The sequence below is a fragment of the Rhodococcus rhodochrous genome, from assembly GCF_900187265.1.
GTDB lineage: Bacteria > Actinomycetota > Actinomycetes > Mycobacteriales > Mycobacteriaceae > Rhodococcus > Rhodococcus rhodochrous.
In genome coordinates, this window is the sequence record NZ_LT906450.1 from 1,228,667 (window position 1) to 1,241,230 (window position 12,564).

Annotated in this window: 3 protein-coding genes; 2 read left to right on the plus strand and 1 reads right to left on the minus strand. The window is 71.8% G+C overall.

Annotated elements, in window-relative coordinates:
* Window positions 1-124 precede the first annotated feature (124 nt).
* A complete protein-coding gene (locus CKW34_RS05785; RefSeq protein WP_059381578.1) occupies window positions 125-811 on the plus strand; it encodes an isochorismatase family protein in 687 nt (228 codons plus the stop codon).
* Window positions 812-877: 66 nt separating this feature from the next.
* Here the strand turns inward: CKW34_RS05785 and CKW34_RS05790 are convergent, their stop codons facing one another.
* A complete protein-coding gene (locus CKW34_RS05790; RefSeq protein WP_059381577.1) occupies window positions 878-1,753 on the minus strand; it encodes a siderophore-interacting protein in 876 nt (291 codons plus the stop codon).
* Between the two features lie 136 nt (window positions 1,754-1,889).
* Between CKW34_RS05790 and CKW34_RS05795 the strand changes: the two genes are divergently transcribed.
* Window positions 1,890-12,533: a non-ribosomal peptide synthetase gene (locus tag CKW34_RS05795; RefSeq protein WP_064059818.1), complete on the plus strand. Its 10,644-nt coding sequence runs from the start codon at window positions 1,890-1,892 to the stop codon at window positions 12,531-12,533.
* The last annotated feature ends 31 nt before the right edge of the window (window positions 12,534-12,564 follow it).

Below are 12,564 nucleotides of genomic sequence, written 5' to 3' on the forward strand. Positions count from 1 at the left end.
TCCGGTGCGGGCCGCTCGCGTATCCGGGGACGAGACATCCCACCGCAGGGTTGGTTAGGGTAGCCTACACATGCCGACGCTGTCGGTGACCGCACGCGTACCCCGAACCGCAGAAGGAAGTCGCATGGCCATCCCGAGCATCGATCCGTACGAGTTGCCCACCGGCGACGAGATTCCCGCTGCTCGGGTGGACTGGACGATCGATACGTCCCGCTGTGCACTGCTGATCCACGACATGCAGAAGTACTTCATCGACGCCTACCGGCGCGATGCCGAACCCCTCGCGACCGTGGTGCCCAACATCGTCCGCCTCCGCGAGGCGTGCCTGGCCGCCGGTATCCCCGTCGTCTACACGATGCAGCCCGGCGACCAGCATCCGTCGCGTCGCGGCATCCTCGCCGACTTCTGGGGCGTCGGGCTGAGCACGGGTCGCGACACCGAGGTCATCGACGAACTGACCCCCGGCCCGGACGACATCCAGGTCACCAAGTGGCGCTACTCGGCGTTCCAGCGCACAGACTTCCGTCAGCTGCTCGCGCACAACGGCCGCGACCAGCTCATCGTCACCGGCGTCTACGCGCACATGGGCTGCATGCTCAGTGCCGCCGACGCCTTCATGAGCGACGTGGCGCCGTTCATGGCCCTCGACGCCACCGCCGACTTCTCCCGCGACGAACACCTGATGGCACTGCAGTACGTCGCCAAGCGGGTCGGCCGGGTCGAGACCACGGATGCACTGATCGAGTCGATCACCGCGTCAGCGCGTCGCCGCGACCGCGAGACCGAAGAACTCACCGCATCGCTGCGCTGACCCGGATACGACTTCGGTGGATCGAGCCCCGCTCAGCGGGGACCGATCCACCGAAATCGTTTCTCGCTAGGTGGTGCCGCGACGGCGCGCCTCGAGGGTCTCGACGGCCTGCTCGCGCAGCAGCCGCAGGCGGGCCAGCGGGCGATCGGACTCGGGGCTGCGCCAGTAACCCGACGCGTCGAGCATCGGCTTGGCGATGCCGAGCCGCTTCGACACGGCGCGCAGTTCCTTAACGATCAATGCCTCACCGGCGATCCACATCCAGCCCTCACCGCCACGCGGCGCACCCGACTCGACGGCCTCGGCGAGCACGGTGGCGTCGGAGACCCCGGGTCGGCGGTGCACCCACGTCACACCCGCGAGATCGGACTGTTCCTCCTGCGGACCGTCGACCAGCGCGAAGACGTGCATCGGCACCGTGCCGCCGTAGGTCTCGACGAAGCGTCCCAGCGCGGGGAGCGCGGTCTCGTCGCCGGCGAGCAGCCACCAGTCGGCGCCCTGCGGCGGGATGATCGCGACCTTGGGTCCCGCGAGGTGGAGCACGCTGCCGGGTTCGGCGGTGCGGGCCCAGTTTCCGGCCGGGCCGTGGCCGTGCAGGACGAAGTCCAGATCGAGCTCCCCGGCGACGGGGTCGAACCGACGCACCGTGTAGGCACGGGCCACGGGCGCAGGTTTGCGGGGCCAGTGCAGGTGCCCGTCGTGCTGCTCGGGCAGGGCCGGGGTGTCGCTGCCGGGTTCGGGCAGGAAGATCTTGACGTAGTCGTCCGCGCCCTCGGTGGTGAATGCCGGGGCGTCGTAGTCGCCGCTGCGGAAGGCGCCGAGTTGCTCACCGCCCAGGGTGATCCGACGCATCCGCGGTGTCACGTCCACCGCGCGGAGCACGGTCAGGCGCCGCAGGACGATGGGCAGGGAGACGCGGGTCGGGGGCGTCGTCACCGGCATGGTGAGCTCCTTCCGGACGGGACCGGCCGGACTTTCGGGCGGGCGCGTCGCTGCTGGTATGGTTAGGCGGCCCTAACTATATCCGGACGGAGGGGTGGATCCGAGGGGGCGGGTCCAGGAATGTCGAGGAGTACCCGTGGAATCGATCGTGCCTCTGCCCCTGACCGCTGCCCAAGCGGGGATGTGGTTCGCGCAGACGATCGACCCGTCGAACCCGACTCCCGTCACCGGGCACTTCCTCGAGATCGACGGCGCAATCGATCCGGATGTCCTCGCCCGCGCCGTCCACACCGTCTTCACCGAGTCCCCCGAACTGCGCGCCCGGATCGCCGTCGTCGACGAGATGCCCGTCCAGTTCCCCGATGCCCATCCGGCGCCGGAGGTCGAGGTCACCGACCTCACCGCCGACGCCGACCCGCGGCGGACCGCCGTCGACACGATGCGCGCGATCCTGCGAGTACCGATGGATCCGGCGACCGGAGCCGGCATCGGAGCCCAGGTGTTCGTCCTCGGGCCGGACCGCGTGCTGCTGTTCCTGCGCGCCCACCACGCACTGCTCGACGTCTACGGCTACAGCCTGCTCGAACGCCGTATCGTCGCCGTGTACACCGCGATCCTCCGCGACGAGGACGTCCCGCCCGCGACCTTCGGTTCCATCGCGCAGGTCGTCGCCGAGGACGACGAATACCGCAGCAGCGACCGCATCACCGCCGACCGCGACTTCTGGACCGAGACGCTGCACGGCGCCCCGGACGCGCTGGGCCTCGCGGAGACCGCGGTGCCGGCCGCGTCCTCGCTCGCCCGCGCGGTGGTCACCGAATCGGTGCAGATCCCCGGGGACGTCGCCGAAGCACTCGACGCAGCGGCACGGCGCGCCGGAGTGGGTTGGCCCGATCTCGTCACCGCCGCGACCGCCGCCTATCTCACCCGCGTCACCGGCGTCCGCGACGTGGTGCTCGGCTTCCCGGCCATGAACCGGATGGGCAGCGTCGCCGCGAAGGTGCTCACCACCGCCGTCAACGTCGTGCCCCTCCGCCTCGCGGTCGCCCCGGAGGCGAGCCTCGCGGCGCTCGCCGCCGACGTGCGCGCCACCGTCGCTGCACAAGGGCGCCACAGCCGCTACCGGGGCGAGGACATCCTCCGCGACCTGCGTCTGCCCGCGACCGGTCCCGGACCGGTGGGCCCGACCGTCAACATCAAGCCGTTCGGCGACACCGTGCGGTTCGGTGACGCGACCGCCACCGTGCACTCGCTCGCCCGCGGTCCTGTCCACGACCTCGCAGTGGTCGCCCGTCGCGTCGACAGCACCCGCGCACTCGAACTGACCCTCGACGCCGACGCCGACAGATACACCCCCGAGGAGGTGGCCGGGCACGCCGCGGCCATCGCGCGACTGCTCGCCTTCGCCGCCCGTGAGGAGGCGGACGAACGCCCCCTCGCCCACGCGGACCTGCTCGACCCCGATTTCCGCGCCGAACTCGAAACCCGTTGGCACGGGGCCGTCTCCGAATCCGTCCTGCCCGACGCGATGGAACTGTTCGACGCGCAGGTGGCCGCGACCGGTGCCGCGCCCGCGCTCGTCGCCGGCGCCGAACGCCTCACGTACGCCGAACTCGACGCGCGCATCGGCTCCGTCGCGGACGAACTCGCGCGGGCCGGTGCGGGACGGGAGGTGACGGTCGCGCTCGCGCTGCCGCGCACCGCCGACATGGTGGTCGCACTTCTCGCCGTGCTGCGGACGGGCGCGGCGTACCTGCCGCTCGATCCGGCCTTCCCCGCCGAGCGACTCGAGTACATGCTCGACGACGCGCGACCGGCGATCCTGCTCACCACCGACGACTTCGCCGACCGTCTCGGCACGTCGACCCCGGCCGCCACGGCGATCTTCCGCGACGGCGCCCTGCACTGGCGCGACGACTCCCCCGTCGCCACCGCACCTGCCGGGCGGCCCACCCCCGGGCAGTCCGCCTACGTCATCTACACCTCGGGGTCGACCGGGCGGCCGAAGGGCGTCGTCCTCTCGCGCGGCGCACTCGCCCGCTTCGTCGACGCGGCGACCGATCTCGTCGGAATCGGCACGCACACCCGGCTTCTCGCCCTGACCACCCTGTCGTTCGACATCTCGGTGCTCGAACTGATCGTGCCGTTGTGCCGCGGCGGGGCCGTGGTGCTCGCGGGTGACGACGACGCGCGCGATCCGGCGGCCATCGCCGTGCTCGCCGGCACCGAGTCGGTGAACTGCATCCAGGCCACGCCGTCGCTGTGGGGCGCGATCGTCGAGCACGACGGTCCGGACCTCGCAGGTGCGGACGTGCTCGTCGGCGGCGAGGCCCTGCCCGCCGCCCTGGCGGGAACCCTCGCCGCGCGAGCGCGTTCGGTCGTCAACATGTACGGCCCCACCGAGGCGACGGTGTGGTGCACCTCCGCCCCGGTCGCGCCGGATCTTCCGTGGACGGGGTCGGTGGGACGCCCCTATCCGGGAACCGGTGTGCGCGTGCTCGACCGGCAGTTGCAGCCCGTGCCGGTCGGCGCGGCCGGTGAGCTGTACGTCGTGGGGCAGCAACTCGCGCGCGGCTACCGCGGCCGCCCCGGCCTCACCGCGACCCGCTTCGTCGCCGACCCCTTCGGCGCCGGCCGGATGTACCGCACGGGTGATCTCGTGCGCTGGACCGCCGACGGCACCCTGCAGTACCTCGGACGCGGAGACGACCAGGTCAAGGTTCGTGGCCACCGCATCGAACTCGGTGAGATCGAAACCGCTGCAACGCAATTCTCCGGTGTGACGCAGGCCGTCGTGGTCGCCCGGCCCGACGCCACCGGCGCGGCGCGCCTCGTGGGCTACGTGACCGGCACCGACGTCGATACCGCGGCGCTGCACGACTTCCTCCGCACGCGTCTGCCCGAGTACATGGTGCCGTCCGTGACGGTCGTGCTCGACGAGTTCCCGCTCACCGCGAATCTCAAGGTCGACCGCAAGGCCCTGCCCACCCCGGAGATCGGCGCCCCCGACACCGGCCGCGATCCCGAGACCGCCACCGAACACACCCTCGCGGGCGTCTTCGCCGACCTGCTCGGGCTCCCGGCCGTCGGTGTCGACGCCGACTTCTTCACCCTCGGCGGGACGTCGCTGTCCGCCACCCGTCTCGTCGCACGGATCCGCTCGGCGCTGGACGTCGAGGTATCGCTGCGCGACGTCTTCGACGCTCCCACCGTGGCCGGGCTGGCGGTGGTGGTCGACGGCGCGAGCCCGGCACGTCCCCGCTTCGTCGCAGGGCCGCGACCGGCGCGGATCCCGTTGTCGTCGGCCCAGCAACGCCTGTGGTTCCTCGACCGGGCCCAGGGGCCGTCGCCGACCTACAACATCCCCTTCGCCCTCGACCTGCGCGGTCGGCTCGACGCCGACCTGCTCGACCGCGCATTGGTGCACGTCGTCACCCGGCACGAAGTGCTGCGCACCGTCGTGGACGTCGTCGACGGTGAGCCCGTGCAGGTCGTCATCGACGCTCCGTCGACGATCCTGCAGGTCGCGGAGGCGCGCGACGGGAACGCCGAGGCGCTTCTCGACGCGGCCGCGCGGGCGCCCTTCGATCTTGCACAGGACCGTCCGTTCCGTGCGCATCTCGTGCGACGAGCACCGGACGACGCGGTGCTGCTGCTCGTCGTGCACCACATCGCCGGCGACGAGTGGTCGGCCGAGACGGTCTTCGCCGACCTCGCCGTCGCCTACGCCGATCTCGCGGAGGGGCGTGTGCCCGACGGAACGCCGCGCCCCCAGTACGCGGACTTCGCGGTGTGGCAGCGTGGTCTCGCCGACGACCCGGCCGCCGCCGCGCTGCGCGACCGCGACCTTGCGTTCTGGCGTTCCACCCTCGCCGGGGCGCCCGAGGAACTCGCCCTGCCGCACGACCGTCCGCGACCGGCGGTGCCGAGTCACCGCGGCGGCGAGGTGTACGTGCAGGTGGATTCGGAACTGTCTGCGGCCCTGAGGGATACGTGCGCCCGTTCCGGGGCGAGCATGTTCATGCTCACCCACGCCGCTGTGGCCGCCCTGTTCACCGCTCTCGGGGCGGGCGACGACATCGTGCTCGGCGCGCCCGTCGCGGGTCGTGCCGACAGCGGACTCGAGGACATCGTCGGCTTCTTCGTCGACACCGTCGCTCTGCGCACCGACCTGTCCGGTGATCCCGACACCGCCGAGATCCTGACACGTGTACGGCGCGCCGACCTCGCCGCGCTGGCCCACCAGGAAGTGCCCTTCGACGAGGTGGTCGACGCCGTCGGTGTCACCCCGTCGCTCGCCCGGCACCCGCTCTTCCAGACGATGGTGCAGTACCGCACCGAACCCGCCGTGCCGCAGATCGGGGACACCACCGCGACCGTGTCGTATCTGTCCACCGGCACGTCGAAGTTCGATCTCACCGTCGACTTCCTCGACGCCACCGACGGTCTGTCGATCCGCTTCGAGTACGCCGAGGACCTCTACGACCGTACGAGCGTACGGACCCTCGGGCAGCGTCTGCTGTCGGTGCTCGCGGCCTTCGCCGGCCCCGAACCGCGACAGCTCTCGGCGATCGACGTGCGCACCGACGACGAGCGCGCCGCCGACACCGCCGCCGCGGTGCCCGCCACCACGCAGCTGCTGCCGGACCTGCTCGAGGTGGCCTTCGCCGCCCACCCGGAGCGCTCGGCGCTCGTGTTCGGTACCGAGACCCTGAGCTATCGGGAATTCGGGGCGCGCGTACACCGTTCGGCTCGTGCACTCGCCGAGCGGGGCATCGGCCCCGGCAGTGTCGTCGCGGTCGCGGCGGCACGGTCCGGCGCCGCCGTGGTCGCCCTGGCCGCCGTTGTCGTCTCCGGTGCCGCCTACCTGCCCGTCGACCTGTCGTACCCGCCGGCGCGCATCGAGTTCATGCTCACCGACGCCGCACCCGATCTCGTCCTCGTCGATACGGACGGTGCCGTGCCCGGCGACGCACCGCAGTTCACCCTCACCGCACTGACCGAGGCGGCGCAGGGCCACTCCGACGCGCCGGTCACCGATCTCGACCGCACCCGGCCGCTGCACTCGGCGGACGGGTCGTACGTCGTCTACACCTCCGGCTCGACGGGTGTGCCCAAGGGTGTCGTGGGAACCGCTGCGGCGCTGGCGAACCGGTTGGCCTGGCAGGCGGCACGCGTCCGTCCGTCCGGCGACGACGTGCGCCTGGCCAAGAGCTCACTGAGCTTCATCGACGGATCCACCGAACTGTTCACCGGTCTGCTCTCCGGCGCGACGATGATCCTCGCCGGCGACGCGGCCTCCCGCGACGCCGAGGCCCTCGCCGATCTCGTCGTCCGGCATCGGGTCCGGATGCTCACCGCGGTGCCGAGCCTCGCCGAGACCCTCGCCGCCCTGCGCCCCGAGGCCGCAGAACTCGTCGACACGTGGTTCCTCAGCGGAGAACCGCTCGGCACGAGCGTGATCGCCTCGCTACCGGACGCGCGGGTGATCAACTCGTACGGCTCGTCGGAGGTCGCCGGCGACGTCACGATCTGGACGGCCCCGAGCGCCGATGTCGACCGGGTCCGCATCGGTGCCCCCGTCGACGGCGTGACCGCGCGCATCCTCGACCGGCACCTGCGTCCCGTCCCGGACGGAGTGACCGGCGAACTCCATGTGGGGGGAGTGCAATCCGCCCGCGGCTATCTCGGCCGTCCGGACCTGACCGCGGCGCGGTTCGTCGCCGACCCCGCCGGGAGCGGCACACGGCTCTTCCGCACCGGGGACCTGGTGCGGCGCAACCCCTCCGGAGAGCTCGAATTCGTCTCGCGCGCCGACCATCAGCTGAGCCTGCGCGGTTTCCGCATCGAACCCGGCGAGGTCGAGGCCGCATTGCTGCGGCACCCGGCGGTGACCGCGGCCCTGGTCACCGTGCGGTCGTCGGCGTCCGGGACCGATCTGCTCGTCGGTTACGTCGTCGCCGATCCGGCCGCGCCGCGTCCGTCGGCCACCGACCTGCAGGACCATCTGCGGACCGTGGTGCCGGACTACATGATTCCCACGGTCTTCGCCGTGCTCGATGCCATGCCGACCCTGCCCAACGGCAAGGTCGACCGCGCGGCCCTGCCCGATCCCGCACAGAGCCACAGCACGCGCGAGGCCACCGACGACGAACGCGTCGTGTGCGAGGTTCTCGCCGAACTCCTCGGAGTCCCGCACGTGGGCCCCGACGACGACTTCTTCGCCCTCGGCGGCAATTCGCTCCTCGCGACACGTCTGTCCGCGGCGCTGCGCGTGCGCACCGGCCGGAACCCGTCGATCCGGGACATCTTCGACCTGCGCACCCCCGCACGGCTCGCGGCGACCGTCCCGGCCACCCTCGCCGGACCGGAGCTGGTGCGCCGCGACCACGCCGAGCTCGTCCCGATGTCGGCGGCGCAGCGTCGGCTGTGGTTCCTCTTCCGCCTCGAAGGCGCGTCGGCGACCTACAACATCCCGTACACGATGCGGCTGCGCGGCGCGCTCGACGTCGACGCCCTGCGGGGTGCCCTGCAGCACCTGATCGCCGGGCACGACACGCTGCGCACGGTGTTCACCGAACCGGACGAGGACGACGTCGAACAGATCGGCTACCAGCGGGTGCTGCCCGCCGAGGACTGCACCGTCGACCTGCGGATCGTCGACGCCGCCCCGGCGGATCTCGACGCGCTGCTCGCCGAGGAGGCGGGCCTCCCGTTCGACCTCGCCCACGATCTGCCGATCCGCGCGACCCTCGTGCGCACCGCTCCCGACGACGCGCACCTGATGGTGCTCGTGCACCACATCGCCGCCGACGAGTGGTCCGCCACGCCGCTGGTCGCCGATCTGTCGGCCTGGTACGCGCACCTGACCACCGGGGCGCCCGCACCGGCGCCGCTGCCGGTGCAGTACCGGGACTTCACCCTCTGGCAGGACGAACGTCTCGGTACCGGGGACGAGTCTCTGCGTGAAGCCCAGACCGAGTACTGGGCGCGCGTCCTCGACGGCGCACCCGAGGAACTCGCCGTCCCGCACGACCGGCCGCGCGGCGCGGTCAGCAGCTACCGCGGCGGCGCCGTCCCGTTCACCGTCGACCCGCGGACCCGCGAAGCACTCGCCGACATTGCCGCCGGATCCGGCGCGACGATGTTCATGCTCACCCACGCCGTCGTCGCGGCACTGCTGCGCGCGCACGGCGCCGGCGACGACATCGTGGTCGGCACTCCCGTCGCGGGGCGTCCCGACGCCGCCCTCGACCGGATCGTCGGCTTCTTCGTCAACACGCTCGTGCTGCGCACCGACCTGTCCGGTGACCCCACGGTCCGCGACCTGCTCGCGCGGGTCCGGGAGGTGGATCTCGACGCCTACGCGCACCAGGACCTGCCGTTCGAGGTGCTCGTCGAACGACTCGCCCCGGCACGGTCGCTCGCGCGGCAGCCGCTGTTCCAGATCATGGTGCAATACCGCGACCGCCTCGACGAGATCCGCATGCCCGGACTCGACGCCGAACCGGTCTTCGTCGAGACCGGCACGTCGAAGTTCGACCTGACCTTCGACCTCGCCGAGACCGACGACGGCGGGATCCGCGGGCGCATCGAGTACGCGACCGATCTGTTCGACCGCGACACCGTCGACGGATTCGCGCAGCGGCTCACGGCCCTGCTCTCCGAGATCGCGGCGGATCCCGACACCTCGCTGTCGCAGTTGAGCGTGCTCACCGCCGACGATCGGAAGGCATTGGCTGCAGCGGAGATCGGCACGGTCCGCGGCAACGGTCCGGATCGCACGATCCCCGAGTTGTTCTCGCAGCAGGTCGCTGCGACACCGGACGGCCTCGCGCTCGTCGACGACACCACCGGAAGACGATGGAGCTACGCCGAACTCGACCGTGCCGTCGCCGCCCTGGCCGGACACCTGCGTGCGGTGCCCGGGGTCGGTATCGATGCCGTGGTGGCCGTGGCGATCCCGCGCAGCACCGCACTCGTGGTCGCCCTGCTCGCGATCCACCGAGTCGGCGCGGCCTATCTTCCGCTCGACGAGAACTACCCCGCCGAGCGACTCGCGTACATGCTCGCCGATGCGCAGCCCGTGGCGGTTGTCGCGGCGACCGGTACTGCCATGTCCTTCGGCTCCGGCGTGCCGGTGCTCGAGGTCGACGAATCCGGTTCCGCCGGTTTCGATCCCGAAGATCCGGTCACGCTACCGACCGCGATGCCGCTCGACCGCGCGGCGTATGTGCTCTACACCTCCGGATCCACCGGAACCCCGAAGGGTGTCGTGGTCGGTCATCGCGCCGTCGCGAACCGGCTGCGGTGGATGCAGGACGAATACGGCCTCACCGCCGAGGATCGGGTGCTGCAGAAGACCCCGTCCGGATTCGACGTGTCGGTGTGGGAGTTCTTCTGGCCGCTGATCACCGGTGCCACGCTCGTCGTCGCGACCGCCGACGGCCACCGCGACCCGCACTATCTGCGCGACGTGATCGCCCGGCAGTCGATCACCACGGTGCACTTCGTGCCGTCGATGCTCGCGGCGCTGCTCGACGTCCTCGCCGCCGAGCAGGACGGAACACTGCGCCCGAACCGGGTGATCTGCAGTGGTGAGGCGCTGACCGCCGACCACCGCGACCGCTTCCACACCCTCGTCGACGCCGAGTTGCACAACCTCTACGGCCCGACCGAGGCGGCCGTCGACGTCACCGCGGCACCGATCCCGGCGCAGGACATTCCGTGGGTCCCGATCGGACGGCCGATCGACAACACCCGCACCCTCGTCCTCGACGAACGGCTCCGGCCGGTGGCGCCGGGCGTCGTCGGCGAGCTGTATCTCGGCGGTGTCCAGCTCGCCCGCGGCTACCACCGGCGTGCGGGCCTCACGGCCGGCCGGTTCGTCGCCGACCCCTTCGGCGACGCGGGGGAGCGGCTCTACCGCACCGGCGACCTCGTGCGGTGGCGCGACCGAGGCGAAGGGCTCGAACTCGACTACATCGGCCGCGCCGACGGCCAGGTCAAGCTCCGCGGCCTGCGCATCGAACTCGGGGAGATCGAGGCGACGCTGGTCGCGCATCCGGACGTCGCGCAGAGCGCCGTCGTCGTGCGCGACGGCATGCTCGCCGGCTACGTGGTGCCCCTGTCCGGGCACACCGTCGAACCTGCGGATCTGCTCGCACACGCCGCGACGACCCTGCCCGACCACATGGTCCCGGTGACCGTGACCGTGCTCGAGGCGCTGCCGCTCGGACCGAACGGCAAACTCGACCGCAGGGCACTTCCCGACCCGCAACCGACCGCGACGACGCGCCGCGAACCGGAGACCCCCGCCGAGGCCGCGCTGTGCGAATTGTTCGCGCAGGCACTGCGTCTCGACTCCGTCGGACCGGACGACGACTTCTTCGCGCTCGGCGGCGACAGCATCGTCTCGATGCAGGTCGTCACGGCCGCGCGCCGCAAGGGCATCGAATTCGGCCCGCGCGAGATCTTCCGGTGGCGCACCCCGGCCGGTCTCGCCGCCGTCGCACAGTTCGCCGCGGCGGTCGAGCAACCGGCCGGTCCCGCGGACGAGCGGGAGCCCGGTCCCGTGCCCGTGCTGCCGTCCGTGCACGCGCTGCGGGAGACCGGCACCGACCCGGCCGGTGCGGCGATCGTGTTCGCCGTCGACACCCCGGCGGACGAGGAGCAGGTCGCCGGGGCCCTGCGCACGGTAGTTGCCGCGCACGACGCGCTGCGCATGCGGCTGACCCGCGTGGCGTCGGTGCTGTGGTCGCTCGACACCCGACCCGCCGACGAGGTTCCCGTGCGGGTCGTCGAGACCACCGATCTCGCTGCCGCCGAGCAGCGGGCCCGCATCGAGGCCGCCGCGACTCTCGACCCCGAGGCCGGACCGGTTCTCTCTGCCGTATGGCCGACCACCGGACAGACGGGTCGCCTCGTGGTGGCGGTCCACCCGATCGTCGCCGACGGTGTCTCCGTCGACGTGCTCGCCGCCGACCTCGTCGCGGCGATGACCGGGGGAGCGGTCGCCGTGCCCGCCGCCACCGCGCGGGGACTCGCGACCCGGATCAACGAGCGGGCGCAGGACCCGGCACTGCTCGGGGAACTGGCGCACTGGGCGCAGGTCCTCGCACCGGGGGCCGCGCTGAGCACAGCGGTGCTCCCTGTCGGTGAGCCGGTCGAACCAGTCGAGGTCACAGCAGTCGAGTTCACAGCCGAGGTCCCCGCCGGTCCGGCCGATGAGCAGGACCCCGCTGCCGCAGCGGTGACCGCACTGGCGATCGCCGTCGCACGCGTCCGCGAGACCGCACCGGCACAGTTGCTCGTCGAGGTCGAACGCGACGCGCGCCGGTTCTCCGACGGTGAGCCGGACTGCACCCGGACCGTCGGTCCGTTCGCTGTCGGTGTGCCCGTGCGGGTTCCCGTCACCGACGACCCGGACGCGGTGTCGGCCGGTGTGACCGCGGCCCTGGACGCCGTACCCGCCGACGGTTCCGGATACGCGCTGCTGCGGCACCTCAACGCCCAGGCCGCACCGGCCTTCATGGCGCTGGCCCGGCCCGACGTCCTCGTCCGGGTCGAGACGGTGCCGACGGAACGGCGGGTCCCGTGCGGGCACGCCCTCGAGCTGACGGTACGAATCGAGGAGCGGACGGACGGTCGTATGTTCGTGGCCACGATGCGTTCGGACGGACGAATTCCCTCCGAAGAAATCCGGGCGCTGTCCGAGGCCTGGGCGGCGGCGATGAACGCGCCGGTGGGAGCGGGTTTCAGTACCCCCACGAGCACCTAGTATGGTTAGCCTAACCATGAGCTGGTCGGTA